Here is a 15326-nt window from a genome sequence, read left to right as displayed (position 1 = left end):
CCCGTTCTACTTTTTCGCCCTCTGACGAAGACAACCTTGCCGAAACATGGCTTGATCCTGAGATTCTAGTATGCCAATATGAGAGGACGTCCCGACAGGAAGGAATGCCGTGGAGCAGCACATAAGCATCTGGGGCGATTTGGCGGGCGCCGAACTGCGCCAGCGGATCGTGGACGCGGCCGGCATCGCCACCCGGGTGGTGGAGGCGGGCGCCGGTCCGGCGCTGGTCATGGTGCACGGCACTGGCGGGCACCTGGAGGCGTATTCCCGCAACATCCGGGACCTGGCGAAAGAATTCCGAGTCATCGTCTACGACATGGCGGGGCACGGACATTCGGCCAAGCCCGACCGGCCTTACACGATCGATTACCTCAGTGACCACCTGATCGCGGTCCTGGACGCGCTGGGCATAGAGAAGGCCCATCTCTCCGGTGAGTCGCTCGGTGGCTGGGTGGCGGCGTGGGCCGCGGCGCACCACCCAGCCCGGATCGACCGGCTGGTGCTCAACACGCCGGGCAACATCACGAACAAGCCGGAGGTGATGGCCAGGCTGAAGGAATCCAGCATGAGCGCGGTCCGCGAGGCAACCCGCCAGAGCGTGCGCACCAGGGTCGAGTGGCTCTTCCACGACAAGAGCCTTGTCACCGACGAGCTCGTGGACCTGCGGCTGCGGATCTACGCTCAGCCGGGGTTCGAGACCGCGATGCGCAACATCCTCGCGGTGCAGGACTGGGAACACCGGCGGCCGTACGTCTGGTCGTCGCAGTGGTGCAACCGCATCGTCTCGCCGACCCTTCTGCTGTGGACCGACCACGATCCGACGGCTTCGGTCGAAGAAGCCGCGCTCCTGGAGGAGCTGATCCCCGGAAGTCGCCTCGAGGTCCTCGAGGGCGCGGGCCACTGGCCGCAGTGGGAGAAGCCGGACCAGTTCAACGACATCCACATCAGGTTCTTGAAAGGAAAGTGATGACCGCACGAAACGGCGCCGCGTACCTCGATCGGCTCCGCACGCACAGCCCTGAGCTGTGGGTTGGGGCCGAGAAGATCACCGACGTGGCCGGGCACAAGGCCACGTCCGGCGCCGCGGCCGAAATCGCCCGCCTCTACGACCTCCAGTTCAAGACCGACAGCATGCTCTTCTCGCCCGAAAACGACGGCCGCAAGGCCGGCGTGCAGTTCCTGATGCCCCGCACGGCCGAAGACCTCGAGCTCCGCCGGTTCATGCACAAGGAGTGGGCGGACTCCAGCCTCGGCATGATGGGGCGCAGCACGGACTTCGTCAGCGCGATGCTGGTGGCATGGAACGCCAACGCCGAGTTCTTCGGTGATGGAGCCGACCGGGTGCGCGCGTACTACGAGTACGTGCGGGACAACGATCTTTTCCTGTCCCACGCCTTGGCTGACCCGCCGGTCGACCGTTCGAAGCCGCCGTCGCAACAGCCCGATCCCTACACCTACCTCGGCGTCAAGCGCGAAACCTCGGACGGCATCGTGGTGAGCGGCGCGAAGATGCTCGCCACGGCCGCGCCCTACTCCGACGAGATTCTCGTCTGGCCCTTCTCGCTCCGGAAGTACGGGGCCGAGGAGAAACCCTACGCCATCGCGTTCGCCATACCCACCGACGCACCGGGTGTCCGGCTGATCTGCCGCGAACCGTTCGGCGGCGGAAACGGCTTCGACCACCCGCTCTCCAGCCGGTTCGACGAGATGGACGCCGTGGTCGTGTTCGACGACGTTCTGGTGCCCTGGGAACGTGTCTTCATCAACCAGGACTACGAGCGGGTCAACAACATCTGGGCGATCAACTCCAACGCCTTCACCGGCGTCCAGACCTCGGTCCGGCTGCTGGCCAAGCTCCAGTTCGTGGCGGGCATCGCCAAGCGGGCGACCGAGATCGTCAAGACCGACCAGTTTCCCCAGGTCCGTGACGCGCTCGGCGAGATCACCACATACATCGAGCTGACCAGGGCCGCGGTCCTTGCCGCGGAAGCGGGCGCGCACCGCAACGACGAGGGCATCCTGTTCCCCGACGTCCGGCCGTTGTACGCGATCCGCAACTCCGGGAACCGCTGGTACCCACGCGTCCGGGAGATCCTGCAGCAGATCCTCGCCGGCGGCCTGCTCTACCAGCCTGCCGATGTGAGCGCGTTCGACTCGCCGATCGCCGCGGACGTCGCCCGGTTCTATCGCGGCCCCGACACGAACAGCCTCGACCGCATCGCGATCTACAAGATCGCCGCCGATCTCGCGGTCTCCGCCTTCGGCGGCCGGCACGAGCTCTACGAGCGGTTCTACGCGGGCGATCCTCTGTTCCTCCGCATCAACACCCAGTTCAACCAGTACGACTGGACCGAGCCGCTGGGCCTCATCGACGGGCTGCTAGCCACCTCGACCAGGGAAGTCGGCGTCCTGCCCGGCGGTACCGGGGAGGGTGCGGCGGCATGACGGCGCACGGTCGCCGGGCGCTGGTGACCGCCGGGTCGAGCGGGCTCGGCACGGCGATCGCGACGTCGCTGCGAGCGGGCGGGGCCGAAGTGTTCATCACGGGAACCGGACCGCACACAGGCGACGTCGCGCGGAAGGTCGGTGCGGCGGGCTGGGCCATCGCGGACTTCACCCAGCCCGGCGCCGCGGCCGCGGCGGCCGAAGCCGCGCGCGCAACGCTCGGCGGGATCGACATCCTGGTGTCCAACACCGGCGGCACCCGAGCGGCGAAGGCCACGGAACTGTCAGCGCACGACTGGGATTCGGCCTACCGGCTCGTCCTGGACAGCGCGATCTCGTTGACCAACGCGGTGTTGCCTGGGATGTCCGCGGCCGGGTGGGGACGGCTGATCTACGTCACCTCGGTCGGCGTGGTCAAGCCGTTGCCGCTGCTGCACCTGTCCAATGTGATGCGGGCGGGAGTGGCCGCACTGGCACGGTCGCTGGCCGCGGAGGTCGCGCCGCAGGGCGTCACCACGCACGTGATCGCCCCCGCGCACATCGACACGCCGCGGCGACGTTCCCTCGCGGCGGCGCGCGCGGCCGCCGCGGGTTTGCCGACCGAAGAACTGGAGCGACGGCAACTCGCGGACGAACTCCCCGTCGGGCGGTGGGGGCGTCCCGAGGAGATCGGTGAGCTCGTGACCCATCTCTGCTCGGAGCTCGCCGGGTTCCAGACCGGCCAGACCCACGTAGTCGACGGTGGAATGACCGCGACCTGACTGGAGTGAGAACCATGACGAATTTCGATCAGTGGATGCACAAGCTCCACGAGATGAAGGACTACGCCCCTGAACGATCGATGCCGGAGCACCTGGTCACCCGCTCGGCGAGTGCCCGGTGGCTCGGCGAGGACGTAACCGGCAACCCCAGTAAGGTCGGCGTCCTCACGGACATCCCGGCGAAGTCGATGGAGTTCTACCTGCAGGAGATCCCCGCCGGCACGGCGACGGACCTCCAGCGCCATGTGCACGAGTCCGTGCACTGCGTGATCGAGGGCAGCGGCTATTCCGAAATCGGGCCGAAGACGCTGCGGTGGTCGGCCGGGGACTTCGTCTACACCCCGCCGTGGGTCTGGCACCGGCACTACAACGACGGCACCGGGCGAGTTCGCATGATCCTCGTCGAGAACTCGCGACAGCTCGATGCCCTCGGCATCAACCGGCGGGAAAGCGCCGGCAACATCCCCTACGACAACATGGACAGGAGTTGACCCACCGATGGGTATTTCACAGGTGGCCCACGCCGAACTCGCCGTCGCCGACCTCGGTGAAGCGATCGGCTTCCACACCGACGTCCTGGGCATGCGGGAACTCGGCCGCGCCGACGGCGCGGTGCGGCTCTCCGTCGGCATCGACGGCGGCTGCGACCTGGTCCTGACCGCCGGTGGGACCGGTGTCCGGCGGTTCGCACTACGTGTTGACGACGTCGCCGACCTCGACCACTACGCGACGCGTCTGGCCGAAGCCGGTGTCGCGACCGAAACCCGCACCGATGAACACCCCGGCGTGGTTCGGTCCCTGCAGTTCCAAGCGCCTTCCGGGCACAGCATGGAACTCGCGGTGCTCTCGACCGGGCCGCAGTACCTCCACCCGTCGAAAGCACCTCACCGCGGCGGCATCCGCGCGCTGGACTTCGACCACCTCACTGTCCAAGCACGGGATCCCAAGCCGCTGGTGGACTTCCTGGTCGAGTTGCTGGACTTTCAGGTGTCCGACATCTTCGCCCCGGCACCCGGGGTGATCGGCGCGGCCTGGTGCCGGGCCAGCACGCTGCACCACGACATCGCGATCATCTCCACGCCCGAGGCCGGGAAGTCGCTGCACCACTACGCGCTCGGGATGGAGTCGTTCGACCACCTCAAACTGGCTGCCGACGAACTCGCCCGGCACGGCGTGCCGATCGAGGTCGGACCGGGCCGGCACGGCGTGGGCGGCAACGTCTACACCTACTTCTGGGCCGCTGGCAACCGCTATGAGCTGTCGGCTGAGATGCCGCGCGTACGTCGCAACGACCCGGTGGTGTGGGACGACTTCCCGAAGGCGTTCAGCCCGTGGGGCCTGCAGCCGCCTGAGTCGTTCGGCCACGCTTCCTGAAGTCCCCGAAGCCCTGGTCGCCCGGCGGGTAAGGCAGCCCCCACCTGACCTGCCGGGCGGATCGCCCATTTCCTGTGAACGCGAGGAGAACGCGATGCAGAAGTTCGGTGTCGACGACCTGCGTGGGGTCATCGCCGTCACGCCAACCCCGGCACTGCCCGGCGCGTCCGCACTCACCGCAAGCGACACCGTAGACCTCCGCGAATCCGATCGGATGATCCGCGCGCTCGTCGCCGACGGTGTGGACGGGATCATCACCAACGGGACGCTCGGCGAGATGGCGACCCTGACGCTGGCCGAGTGGCAGGCCTTCGCCGCGTGCGTCGCGGACGCGGTTTCGGACACCGCTCCGGACCTCCCGTTGTTCGTCGGGGCTACTGCCTCCAACACGAGGGACACGGTCGAGCGGATCCGTTTCCTGCAGAGCCTCGGCGTACGCGGCGTCATGCTCGGCCGTCCGATGTGGAGCGAGCTCGGTGCCGACACGCTGATCGCGTTCTACCGCGGCGTCGCCGGCCTCTTCCCCGACATGGCGATCGTCCTCTACGACAACCCCGAGGCGTTCAAGGGCCCGATTCCGTCAGCAGCCTACGCCGAACTCGCCGGCGTACCCCAGATCATCGGCGCGAAGTACATCGCGATCACCCCGAAATTCGGCGCGGACATGGCAGCGGTCGGCGGCCGGCTCCGGTTGCTGCCACTGGAGAGCGACTGGCTCGCGGCGCACACGCTGCACCCGGAAACGGCGCTCGGCTGCTGGAGCAGCAGCGCCTTGTGCGGTCCGGAGCCCGTGCTCGCCCTGCGCGACGCGATCCGGGCCGGAGACGTCGGCACGGCGCGGCACCTCACCCGCCGGATCGAGTGGACCTACGAACCGTTCCTCGCCAGGACGAACTTTCCCGAGTTCTCCAAGTACAACATCCCCCTCGAGAAGGTCCGTTTCGACGAGGCCGGCTATGTCACCGCCGGGCCCGCACGCCCGCCGTATCACGTCGTTCCCGGCCCCTACGTCGAAGGCGCGCGCGAGAACGGCCGCCGCTGGCGCAGGCTCGTCGGCGAAGTCCGTGCCCAGGACTCCTGAGACCGGCGCGGCGCCGTACTCGGATGTGGCGCGGCCGGGCCCGCGTGACGATTGATGGCGCCGTCCCTGCCGGGGCGGCGCCATCAATCGTCACAGGGGTTCAGGACGTGCCGAGCGAGCCGAGAACCCCGTCCACCGCCTGACCAGCCGTCGCGACGACGCCGTCCAACGGTTCCGGCAATCCGGCGATCGGGGCAGGCGCCGGGGCCGGGGACGTGGCCGATGGCGCGGGCGGGCCGTCCGGTGCGGCGGGGGCGGGCCTGGACGGTGCGGCGGGGGCGGGCCTGGACGGTGCGGGCGCGGCCGGAGCATCACCGGCAGCCGGGGGACGCTCCGGCCGCGCCGCTGGACGGGCTGGGGTGTACGCCACGCTATCGGTGTAGACCGGGTCTTCACCGTCGTACCCGAGCTGGTCCGGCACGGCGAACCAACCGGTGGAATAAGCTCGCATCCACCCGGTGACCTCGTTCAGATAGTCCTCGGAGTGGTTGTAACCGAGAATGGCGCTCCGCAGGCCGGATCCGGTGCTCAGATCTCGACCGCCTGCGCAGAGATACCGGCCGGCCGATTCCGTGGAATCGTAGACATTCTGTACCTCCACCTTGCCGTCCCCGGATCCGTCCGCGCCCCATTTCTGCCAGGTCGAGGGGATGAACTGCATCGGGCCGGCGGCCCTCGCCCATTGCCCGCTCCGCGCGTCGAAAATCCTGGCGAAGCCCGGCGATCCGTCCAAGGCGGGGCCGTAGATCGGCCGGACCATTGTTCCTTCCTTGTCGACGTCGCCGTGGCGAGCGTGGTTCGACTCGACCTTGCCGATGCCCGCGAGCAGCGCCCAGGTCAGGTGACACCCCGGGCTCACGTGGCCGAGCGAGGCCTCGGCCCTGCGATAGGCATCGAGCACCGTTGCCGGAATGCCCGCACCGGACGCGGTGGCGGCACCGAGCCGGCGGTCCGCCGAAGCTGCCAGCGGCTGCGGCACCGCAACATTGGGCACTGTCGCAAGGAGTCCCGCCCCCAGCGTGGATAGCGACGCTGATTCCAGCTGCGCCGGAGACCTGGTCGTCGCGGTGGCGGGGGTGGCCCGCTCGACGGTTGCGGGTTCGCCGAGCAGCATCCCCCCTGCGAGTACAACCGCACCTGTGAGTGCGACCGCGGCGTATACGCCCGGGTCACGCCGGTGACGTCTCCCCGCCCTCCTTCGCACTGCCCGGTGGGTACCTTTGCTTCGATTCCCGGTCACCGCCATGCCACGTCCCTTTCCGTCGCGTCGTTGAAACCAAGGACTGTTATGCTAAGATACTAGCATGTTTCACCAGTAGGGTGAATACAGAGAAAGGACGGCCGGTTCGATGAGCGTTGCTGTGTGCGCCCTGTCCCATTCGCCACTGATCGGGTTCAACCGTCCGGCGAAAGCCGTAGAAGAGCGGGTCGAGGCGGCTTTCGAACACGCGCGGAGTTTCATCGCGGGATTCGACCCCGACCTCGTGGTACTCTTCGCACCCGATCACTACAACGGCTTCTTCTACGACATGATGCCGCCGTTCTGCATCGGGACGAGGGCCACCGCACTCGGGGACTACGAAACCCCGGCCGGCGAGCTTTCGGTCGCCGAGTCCGCACGGATGCTGGCCAAGGACGTGCTGGCGGCCGGAATCGATGTCGCGTTGTCCGAAAAGATGTACGTCGACCACGGGTTCTCCCAGCCGCTGCAGCTCCTGTTCGGCGGGCTCGACCGCGTTCCCGTCATCCCAGTCTTCATCAACTCGGTCGCGGTGCCGCTCTGTCCCGTCGGCCGCATCCGGCAGCTCGGCACGGCAATCGGCCATGCGAGCGCACACCTCGACGAGCAGCGTGTACTATTCCTCGGCTCCGGCGGGCTCTCACACGACCCGCCGGTGCCGCAGCTGGAAACCGCCACAACGGAGGTTGCCGCCCGGCTGATCGACGGTCGCAACCCGACTCCCGAAGAGCGCGCCCGGCGACAGGCCCGCGTGATCGCTTCCGGCCTCGATCTGGCCGCAGGCACGTCGTCGATGCAGCCGATCAACCCGGAGTGGGACCAGCGGTTCCTCGACGTGGTTTCGACAGGCGAACTCCAGCTCGTCGACACCTGGAGCACCGAGTGGTTCGCCGGGCAGGCCGGACACTCCTCGCACGAGGTGCGGACCTGGATCGCCGCCTACGCCGCGATGGCGGCCCGCGGGAAGTACGTGATGAACTACCGGTTCTACGAGCCGGTGCCGGAGTGGGTGGCGGGTTTCGCCGTTACCACCGCAGTTTCCGCCGACGCCTGACCCCCGGGCACAGCGCCGGACCCGTCCGACGAGCGGGTCCGGCGCCCCGCGTTCCCGCCCGGCTTGAGAGGAAACCATGAAGTCAGCGTTGACTCCGCCCCGGAACGGCCGCGGGCACCGTATTCCCAAAGCCGTCCTGCACGAGGTCCGGGCAGTCACCACTCGCGCTCGGTCCCTGCTCGGCAGTGATCCCGGCCAGGACGTGCCCGACGAGTTCCCGGCCGCGGAAGCGGTTCTCGCCGAGCTTGCCGAGCGAATCGGCGAACTCGCCGCAGCGGGGCCCACCGGCGCCGTCCTCGATCTGTTCATCGAAGTCTCAGACGCCCGCGAACGGCTGCGGCAAGCCAATCTCGACCTCCGGGTTCGCGTCCACGCACAGGTCCAGCAGGCACTGACCCAGCTGCAGGACGCGCGCTCGGTGGCCCGGCTCGCCGAGCGCGTGCCGGAGGCGGTGTGCCAGCTCGGCTTCGACCGCGCGCTGTTCTCGGAGATCCGGGAGTCGGTCTGGGTGCCGCAGTCCTGCACCGTGCTGGGCGACCCCGGCTGGGCCGCGGACATTCTGCGGATCGGCCGCGCGGAGTCCCCCGTCCTGGACCGCACCGTCGTCGAGACTGAGGCCGTGCGCAGGCGGCGCGCGTTGCTCGTCACCGACGCCCAGCGCGAGGCGCGTGGGCTTGCCTGCCTGGTCGAGGCCGCCCGGCTGCAGTCCTATGTGGTCGCTCCCGTGGTCGGCGATGGCGGGGTGCTCGGCCTGGTGCACGCGGATCGGTACGTCCAGGGCCGTCAGGTCGACGAGTTCGACCGCGAGGTGTTCGGCACCTTCGCCCAGGGGCTCGGCCTCGCGTTCCGGCGGACCGTGCTGGTCGAACGCCTGTACTCGCTGCGGACCGAGGTCGGCCGGTTCACGATGAGCATCGCCGACGCCATGGACCGGATCCTGAGCAGTAGCCACCCGGCGGCACCGGTCGTCGGAGATCCCGTGGTCCCTCCGCCCGGACCGGTGCCGACCCGGTCCTTCGTCGAGTCGGCGCTGACCCCGCGGCAGCTGGAGGTGCTGCGACTCATGGGCGAGGGCCGGACCAACGCCGCAATCGCCACCCGGCTGACGATTTCGGAGGACACCGCCAAGTCCCACGTCAAGCAGATCCTGCGTAAGCTCGGCGCCGCGAACCGCGCGGAAGCGGTCTCGCTGTTCCTGCGGACCCAGCAGGGCGGGGGAACCCCCGAACCTGCCTGACCGTCACCAGAGGGTCCACACCGCGGCGAGCGCGAACACCACGCCCACGACCTGGAGCGCGCGTCCGCTCCCCCGCAGTTTCCCGATGCGCCGCAGGCGCTCGGGTTCCGGCAGTGCCGGGCTGACCCACCCGGCCGCCGCGCGGCAGCCCCACCGTCCGATCGCCAGCAGTGCGGCGCCCGCCACCGCGAGCACCACGAAGTCCGCGATCATCGCGACGGCCTGGGCTGCCCGGGCACCTGCCCCGGCGCCGGTGACCAACCCGGCGCCTGCTGCGGCGGCGCGGCCGGGTCGGCCGGGCGGTAGGCGTCGGCGTACCGGATGTTCGCGTCCGCGAGCTGTGCCCCGAGCCACCCGCGCCACGTCGCGAGCGCCTTCTCCAGGGGCAGCTGCTGCTTGAGCTGCTCCTTGACCTGGTCGAAGACCGCCGGTTGCGGGGGCAGGACCTGGCGGACCTTGCCGACGTTCCAGCCGTGCGTGGTCTGCACGGGACCGAACAGCCCGCCGGCGGGTGTCGCGAACGCGGCCTTGGCGTAGCCGTCCTCGAGCTGCGCCAACGTCACCTGGCCGAGGTCACCGCCGTTGTCTCGCGTCGAACCGTCCAGGCTCCGCTGGGCCACCAGGGTTTCGAACGGTGTCCCGGCCCCGAGGTCGGCGAGGACCTGGTCGGCCTCCTCCTTGGTCTTGACCACGATGTTGCTGAGCTGTCGCCGTTCCGGCGTGTCCAGCTGCGCCTTGCGCTTCTCGAACGCGTCCGCGACCTCACCATCGCTGATCGAGCTTCCCCGGGTGACCGAGTCGAACAACTGCGAGACCGCGAGCTGGCGCTTGATCTCGTCCAGCACCGCGTCCTCGGACGTGCCGGTCGTGCCGAGCGCCTGGACGAACTTGCTCCGTGCCTCCGGCCCTTCTCCGATCTGCTGGGAGATGAACCGTGTCAGCACATCACGTGCCGCCTTGTCGCCGATGACGATGCCTCGGTCGCGCGCCGCGCGGTCGAGCACCATCCCGACGGCGACCGCCTTCGCGGTGTCCCGGCGGAACGCGTCGGACTTGGCGGCGTCCTGCTGGTCCGGCGGCTGCACGCCATAGAGCGCCGTCAAGGTCCGGAGCCGCTCCTCCAGCTGGGCGACGGTCTCGATCTGGCCGTCGTAGGCGAAAACGGCGTCGTCGGGCAGGTCGTCGGCACGCACCGACCACCAGGCGAGTCCGGCCCCGCTGAGCAGCACGACGAGGACGAGCGCGGTCATGATCCGGCCACGGCGGCTGCGGGGAAGCCGGACCTTGGCGGGCAACGCGGTGATCTTCATGAGATGACTCCCACATGTGTGTCAGGGGCCGGGCTGGTTTCCGCGGGAAGGCCGGGCCGGGGCCGGCCCGGCGCGAGCCAGACGACAAGCCGTGCGGCGGCCATCGACAGCACGACGGCCGCGGCGAGCAGCAGGCCGAACTGCCGGATGACGTCGAGCCTCGAAAACGCCAGTGCGAGGTAGCCGACAGTCGATACCACGCCCACCAGCAGCACGGATCTGCGCAGCGCGTGATCACGACGGCGTTCGGCCTCCACCAGCAGCACCGCGAACTCACAGCCGACAGCGGCGATGAGGGACCCCAGCGCCATCGTGATCGGCGTCAGCGATATCCCGGCCAGCCAGATCGCGAGCAGTCCCGTCCCGGTTGCCACGAGGGCGGTGGCCACCGCCCGCACCGCGTCCTTCCGCCGGGCGAGCACGAGGGCGAGCACGAGGCCGGCGACGGCGATGCCGACTCCGTTGGTCCAGAGCCGGTTGCCGGAGACCAGCTCGTACCCGCGTGCCGCGACGATCGGCAGCCCGGTCAGTTCGGCGCGGAATCCCGGCGGCGCCGGGGGGAGCCGGCTCAGCAGGTCGTCGCGCAGGTCGACCAGGCTCTCGATGTTGTCCAGCCGCACGCCGAACGACAGAACGGACTCCTGCCCGTCAGCTCGCAGAACCGACCCGGTCAGGTAGGGCGGCAACAGGCGCAGGGCCGCGGTGATCTCGTCCTTCGTGGGCGCGGGTCCGAGGAAGTTCAACAGCGTTGGGAGCGAAACGACGGGCCGGAGCCGGTCACCATGCCGCGCGATGGTCACATCCTGGGCTTGACGCAACCAGGCCAGCGCCTGCGGAGAGGTGGCGTCCGGGCCGTGCAGGACGACGTCGACCTCGCCGGAGGAGCCGATGACCTGCTCGACGTGCCGCGCGTCGTCGAACGCGGGCAGACCGTGCACGAAGCTCTCGATGTCGCTCTGCACGGACAGCCTCGGCAGCGTCGCCCAGCCACCTGCCGCCAGCGCGGCCACCGCCAGGCCCACTCCCAGCCGCGCCGGCAGGCTCGCCGCGCGTCCACTGTGGACCTTCACGGATGCGGACTCCGCCCTGCCCGGCCGGAACAGCAGGCCCGTGGCGAAAGCGACCAGCACACCGATCCCGAGCGCGATCCCGAGATCCCGCACGAACGGCAACGGCGCGAACCCCAAGACACCGAACGCGGCCGCGGTGGCGGCGGCGACCGCGAACACGACCCGCCGGTCGGCCCGTCGCGCCAGGTAGGTCGGGAAGTCGCTGCCGACGCCGAGCAACACCGGCAGGAAGGCCACCACCCCGAGCGACAGCGGCCGTCCGAGCCAGCCGAAGAGGGCGACCGTCACCGCGGTGGCCACCAGCGAACCTGCCAACGGCATCAGGCGGTGCCGGCGGCGATGCCACGGGACCAGCAGGAAACAGAGAGCCACCGCGAGCAACGCGGCACCGCCGAGCAGGGGAAGTTCCGCACGGACCTCGTCGGCGAGTGCGCTCGCTATCGCGGGCACGCCGGACAAGGTCACCTTCGCTCCGTCGACGGCGGCCGCGCCGACCGCATCCCGCACGCCCCGGACGAGTCGCTCCGTGGCGGATTGGTCGAGGTTCTGCCGGGGGCGCACCAGGATCGCGACCGCGTTGGCCGACGGCACGACGAAACGCCACTGCGGCCGGGGCTTTCCGTCCGCACCGAAGACGACCGAGGTGACGAACGCCTGGTTCTTCAGCGTCGGCAAGCCCGCCGGCAGGGCCTGGACGAGCAGCTTGCCGTACCGCTGGTCGAACGCGGCCACCGCGCTGTCCCCGGCCTGGCCCGCAGCCCGGTCGGACGCGCCACGCTGCCTGGCCTCGGCCAGCGCCTGCGCGCGCAGCCGGTCGCGGCGGCCGGAGAGCTCCGCCATCAGGTCCTGGGCCCGGCCGGCGGCCTGGTTCAGGACGGTCCCCGGCCCGTAGACGGCGGCGACGTCGGGCAGTTTCGCGAACTCGCCCTCCAGCTTGACCAGAGACGGCAGATGCGGCTGGTCGAGCAGCAACCCGGGTTGTGCCGATTCGAGCAGCACGACGACGGGGTCGCCGCCGAACGACCGGCTCAGCTCCTCGAACCGGGCGACAGCGGGATCGTCGCTGGGCAGGAACGAGCCGACCCCGGTCTCGATGCGAGCTCTGGCCATGCCGGTGGCGACGAACCCGGTGACGACGACGAGGACCGCCGCCATCGCCAACGCCTTGCGGGAGGGCCGCCGCAGCTTGACGCGCATCACTTCGGCGGGTCCTGCTCGACCCGCGGGTAGGCCCCGGTGAACGGCCCCGGGTTCGCCGCCTGCCCGGGCGCTGGGTACGGATTGTTCTTCTTCAGCGGACCGACGTCGACGTTGACCGGAAAGCCTTTCACGCTCTGCTCGTTGAAGACCATGAACAGCCTGATCGCGTTGCCGTTGGCGTCACCCCGTGCAGTCACCTGCCCGATGTTGGTGAAGAACGCGGCCACATCGCGGCCGTAGGGGACCAGGTAGGACAGCATGGGGTTCACGTCGCCCAGCGCCACGTTCAGGGCCGGCAGGAATTTCGACGCATCCGCGGACACCACGGGCACCCGCTGCAGCGTCCCGGGCGCTGAGTCGAGCACGCTGTTCAACGACGGCAGCAGACCACGCAGATCGGCCGAGGTGGCCGGCAGCTCCTGCAGCGCCGCGCCGAGGTCGGGAGCGGCCGCGTTCAGACTGCCCGCGACCGGGGCCAGGGCGGGCGAAAGCCGGCTCAGCCCGCCACTGGCGTTCTTGGCGGTGTCCATCAGGCCGGGCAGCAGCCTCAAGACCTCCCGGAGCTGGGCGTCACTGTCCGCGGTCGCCTGGGTGAGCCTGTCGGCGTCGGACACCAGGTCGGCGATCTGTCCCTGCCGGGTGTCGAGCGCCGCGAGCAGCTTCGCTGTGTTGCCGGTCAGCAGCTGCAGGTCCCCGGACTGGGCCGCGAGTGCCTCCACAGCGCCGTGCCCCTCCCGGCCGAGATCACCGAGCCCTTGCAGTGCCTGGGAAACCCCCTGCTTGGTGTCGTTCGTCCCGGCTCCGAGCGAGCGGACCAGCGTGCCCAGCGACTCCCTCGTCGGCCGGTCGAGGCTCGTGAGTACGTCGTCGAGTTCGACGGCCTCCTTGCCCGCGGATGGCGGCAGCACGGTGCCGCCGGGAAGCGCCGGGCCGTGGCCGTCGGTGATCTCGAGGTAGGTCTCCTCGATCAGGGTCTTGTTCCGGATCTGGACAGTCACTCCCTCGTGCAGCGGCGCGTTCTGGTCGAGCCGCATCGTGACGTGCGCGAGGGCGCCTTCGGTGCGCAACGCCTCGACCTTGCCGACCTTGACCCCGGCGATGGTGATGTCCGAGTCGTACACCAGGTTCGACGCGGCGCGGAACTGTACCTCGGCGGTGTAACCCGCCCGGGAGATACCGGGTAGCCGGCCGCCGGAGTTCAGCCACAGGTAGCCGAACAGGCCGGCGCAGGCCGCGACGAACACCGCCAGCACCAAGGTCCGGATGTGCGGGACCAGTTCACCGGGAATCCTCATTGGACACTCCCCTGTTGCGCGGCGGCGGCTTGCAGGGCGGGCAGCAGCGGCAGCAGGCCCGTGACGCTTTCCGGCGAGAGCTGAGCGATGGCGCGGTACGCCCCACCGGTTCCATCCCGCAGGCTCGTGATCGACCGGGAGTTCGTGACGAACGCGGCCAGGTCGTTCAGGTACGGCAGCACCGCTGTGGTGATCGGGCCCAGCCGTCCGGTCACGTCGTGCAGGTCGCCGAGTGAGGCGTTGACATCGGCGACGAACGGACGCAGGTCCCGGACCACGGGAACGGCCTTGTCGACCGCCGGCCGGGCGGAGTCGACGGTCTCCCCGAGCTTGTCGACCGTGCCGGTGAACCGCTCCAGCGAGCCGGGGAGGGTTCCGCTCGCCTCACGCAGCTTGTCCAGGACCGGGTCCAGCTGTGCACTCAGTGCCCCGATGCTGCCAGTAGCCTGCTCGAGCTGGTGGGTGAAGTCCGGCAGCTGCGCGAGCGCGAGGTCGAAGTCGCCGTTGCGCTGCCCCACCGCCGCCAGGGCCTTCTGGAGAGAGTCGGCCAGAGCGCCGAGCCGCTCGTCGTCGTCACCGGTCGCCGACGCGATCTGCCCCAGCGCGGTGACGAGTTTCTGCAATGTCTCCTTACGGGTTTGCAGTGCGATCGCCACGGGGCGCAGATCCCGCACCACCTGATCGGTCGCCTCGAGGCCCTTCGGCAGATTGGCGGGCGCTCCGGCCAGCGCGACATCCGACTCGGACAGCAGAGTGGTCAGTGCTTCCCTGGTGTTGGCATCCAGGTGCCCGAGCGCTTCGTCGACCTGCACCGGCCGCACCGAGTTGACAACAGGCAGTACCCCGTCCTCGGGTAGCGGCTTCCCCGGCGGACCGCCGGGGTTCAGCTCGATGTACATCTCGTTCAGAGGGCTCTTCGGGCGCAGCAGCACACGCGCGTTGTCATAGACCTGGTGTCTCTCGTCGATCGCCAACTCGAGTCGTGCGTGCCCGCGGTCGTCGACGCTCGCCGCACGGATGTCGCCGACGGCCACTCCCGCGATCCGCACTTCCTGCCTGCTCGACGGATTGATCGCCGGCGCGGACTCGAAGGTGACCGAGAAGTGGGTCTTGCCGTCCCAGGGCACACGGACCTGCTGCATCGTCAGGATGTAGCCACCGGTCACCAGCCCCGCGGTCACGAGCGCGGCCACGGCGAAGACGTTGCGCTTGAGTCGCGGTTCGCTGGAGATCCGCTGCCAGGTCCGCCTGACCCGTCC

Annotated in this window: 14 protein-coding genes; 8 read left to right on the top strand and 6 right to left on the bottom strand. The window is 69.5% G+C overall.

Annotation, left to right across the window (positions count from 1 at the left end; genetic code table 11):
* Nucleotides 1–109 precede the first annotated feature (109 nt).
* The 6 genes from AMETH_RS09300 to AMETH_RS09275 all read left to right on the top strand — a co-directional run bounded on the left by AMETH_RS09300 (nucleotide 110) and on the right by AMETH_RS09275 (nucleotide 5661).
* Entirely contained in the window at nucleotides 110–967 is an 858-nt protein-coding gene (locus AMETH_RS09300) for an alpha/beta fold hydrolase (RefSeq protein WP_017981162.1), read from the top strand.
* Nucleotides 967–2445 carry a 4-hydroxyphenylacetate 3-hydroxylase family protein gene (locus AMETH_RS09295; RefSeq protein ID WP_017981161.1) on the top strand — a complete coding sequence of 493 codons (1479 nt, stop codon included), beginning with the start codon at nucleotides 967–969 and terminating at the stop codon, nucleotides 2443–2445. Before AMETH_RS09300 ends, AMETH_RS09295 begins: the two co-directional genes overlap by 1 nt.
* Complete coding sequence (locus AMETH_RS09290; protein ID WP_017981160.1) at nucleotides 2442–3206, top strand: SDR family oxidoreductase; 765 nt, start codon at nucleotides 2442–2444, stop codon at nucleotides 3204–3206. The genes AMETH_RS09295 and AMETH_RS09290 overlap by 4 nt, the downstream gene beginning before the upstream one ends.
* Before the next feature lie 14 nt (nucleotides 3207–3220).
* Nucleotides 3221–3697 carry a cupin domain-containing protein gene (locus tag AMETH_RS09285; protein WP_017981159.1) on the top strand — a complete coding sequence of 159 codons (477 nt, stop codon included), beginning with the start codon at nucleotides 3221–3223 and terminating at the stop codon, nucleotides 3695–3697.
* A 7-nt stretch (nucleotides 3698–3704) separates the two neighbouring features.
* Nucleotides 3705–4580, top strand: coding sequence for a VOC family protein (locus AMETH_RS09280; protein WP_026152962.1), 876 nt, complete (start codon nucleotides 3705–3707; stop codon nucleotides 4578–4580).
* Between the two features lie 94 nt (nucleotides 4581–4674).
* Nucleotides 4675–5661: a dihydrodipicolinate synthase family protein gene (locus tag AMETH_RS09275; RefSeq protein ID WP_038532000.1), complete on the top strand. Its 987-nt coding sequence runs from the start codon at nucleotides 4675–4677 to the stop codon at nucleotides 5659–5661.
* 100 nt (nucleotides 5662–5761) lie between these two features.
* Here AMETH_RS09275 and AMETH_RS39085 read toward each other — a convergent pair whose 3' ends face one another.
* Nucleotides 5762–6775, bottom strand: coding sequence for a lytic transglycosylase domain-containing protein (locus AMETH_RS39085; protein ID WP_051962079.1), 1014 nt, complete (start codon nucleotides 6773–6775; stop codon nucleotides 5762–5764).
* A gap of 235 nt (nucleotides 6776–7010) precedes the next feature.
* Here AMETH_RS39085 and AMETH_RS09265 point away from each other — a divergent pair, with 235 nt between their 5' ends.
* Together AMETH_RS09265 and AMETH_RS09260 are read left to right on the top strand one after the other, a co-directional pair.
* Nucleotides 7011–7955, top strand: a complete 945-nt coding sequence (locus AMETH_RS09265) for a 3-carboxyethylcatechol 2,3-dioxygenase (protein WP_026153950.1) — start codon at nucleotides 7011–7013, stop codon at nucleotides 7953–7955.
* A gap of 88 nt (nucleotides 7956–8043) precedes the next feature.
* Entirely contained in the window at nucleotides 8044–9192 is a 1149-nt protein-coding gene (locus AMETH_RS09260; RefSeq protein ID WP_223843091.1) for a LuxR C-terminal-related transcriptional regulator, read from the top strand.
* A 3-nt stretch (nucleotides 9193–9195) separates the two neighbouring features.
* Here the strand turns inward: AMETH_RS09260 and AMETH_RS35605 are convergent, their stop codons facing one another.
* Genes AMETH_RS35605 through AMETH_RS09240 form a run of 5 tightly spaced genes read right to left on the bottom strand, consistent with a single transcriptional unit; the run spans nucleotide 9196 to nucleotide 15260 of the window.
* Complete coding sequence (locus tag AMETH_RS35605; RefSeq protein ID WP_017987803.1) at nucleotides 9196–9405, bottom strand: hypothetical protein; 210 nt, start codon at nucleotides 9403–9405, stop codon at nucleotides 9196–9198.
* Entirely contained in the window at nucleotides 9402–10502 is a 1101-nt protein-coding gene (locus AMETH_RS09255; RefSeq protein WP_017987802.1) for a peptidylprolyl isomerase, read from the bottom strand. The genes AMETH_RS35605 and AMETH_RS09255 overlap by 4 nt, the downstream gene beginning before the upstream one ends.
* Nucleotides 10499–12769 carry an RND transporter family protein gene (locus tag AMETH_RS09250; protein ID WP_017987801.1) on the bottom strand — a complete coding sequence of 757 codons (2271 nt, stop codon included), beginning with the start codon at nucleotides 12767–12769 and terminating at the stop codon, nucleotides 10499–10501. The genes AMETH_RS09255 and AMETH_RS09250 overlap by 4 nt, the downstream gene beginning before the upstream one ends.
* Nucleotides 12769–14067 carry an MlaD family protein gene (locus AMETH_RS09245; RefSeq protein ID WP_017987800.1) on the bottom strand — a complete coding sequence of 433 codons (1299 nt, stop codon included), beginning with the start codon at nucleotides 14065–14067 and terminating at the stop codon, nucleotides 12769–12771. Before AMETH_RS09245 ends, AMETH_RS09250 begins: the two co-directional genes overlap by 1 nt.
* The gene (locus AMETH_RS09240; protein ID WP_223843090.1) at nucleotides 14064–15260 is read right to left on the bottom strand and encodes an MlaD family protein; all 1197 of its coding nucleotides are present in this window, start codon (nucleotides 15258–15260) and stop codon (nucleotides 14064–14066) included. The genes AMETH_RS09245 and AMETH_RS09240 overlap by 4 nt, the downstream gene beginning before the upstream one ends.
* Nucleotides 15261–15326: the final 66 nt, after the last annotated feature.

The sequence above is a fragment of the Amycolatopsis methanolica 239 genome (assembly GCF_000739085.1).
Lineage (GTDB): Bacteria > Actinomycetota > Actinomycetes > Mycobacteriales > Pseudonocardiaceae > Amycolatopsis_E > Amycolatopsis_E methanolica.
This window is presented reverse-complemented; position numbering and strand designations above follow the sequence as displayed.

What these genes read in the sequence shown, in the direction of transcription:
- AMETH_RS09275 (WP_038532000.1), top strand. Translation starts at nt 4,675, where the DNA reads ATGCAGAAGTTCGGTGTCGACGACCTGCGTGGGGTCATCGCCGTCACG.
- AMETH_RS35605 (WP_017987803.1), bottom strand. Translation starts at nt 9,405, where the DNA reads ATGATCGCGGACTTCGTGGTGCTCGCGGTGGCGGGCGCCGCACTGCTG.
- AMETH_RS09295 (WP_017981161.1), top strand. Translation starts at nt 967, where the DNA reads ATGACCGCACGAAACGGCGCCGCGTACCTCGATCGGCTCCGCACGCAC.
- AMETH_RS09280 (WP_026152962.1), top strand. Translation starts at nt 3,705, where the DNA reads ATGGGTATTTCACAGGTGGCCCACGCCGAACTCGCCGTCGCCGACCTC.
- AMETH_RS09285 (WP_017981159.1), top strand. Translation starts at nt 3,221, where the DNA reads ATGACGAATTTCGATCAGTGGATGCACAAGCTCCACGAGATGAAGGAC.
- AMETH_RS09250 (WP_017987801.1), bottom strand. Translation starts at nt 12,769, where the DNA reads ATGCGCGTCAAGCTGCGGCGGCCCTCCCGCAAGGCGTTGGCGATGGCG.
- AMETH_RS09265 (WP_026153950.1), top strand. Translation starts at nt 7,011, where the DNA reads ATGAGCGTTGCTGTGTGCGCCCTGTCCCATTCGCCACTGATCGGGTTC.
- AMETH_RS09245 (WP_017987800.1), bottom strand. Translation starts at nt 14,067, where the DNA reads ATGAGGATTCCCGGTGAACTGGTCCCGCACATCCGGACCTTGGTGCTG.
- AMETH_RS09290 (WP_017981160.1), top strand. Translation starts at nt 2,442, where the DNA reads ATGACGGCGCACGGTCGCCGGGCGCTGGTGACCGCCGGGTCGAGCGGG.
- AMETH_RS09255 (WP_017987802.1), bottom strand. Translation starts at nt 10,502, where the DNA reads ATGAAGATCACCGCGTTGCCCGCCAAGGTCCGGCTTCCCCGCAGCCGC.
- AMETH_RS39085 (WP_051962079.1), bottom strand. Translation starts at nt 6,775, where the DNA reads ATGCTGCTCGGCGAACCCGCAACCGTCGAGCGGGCCACCCCCGCCACC.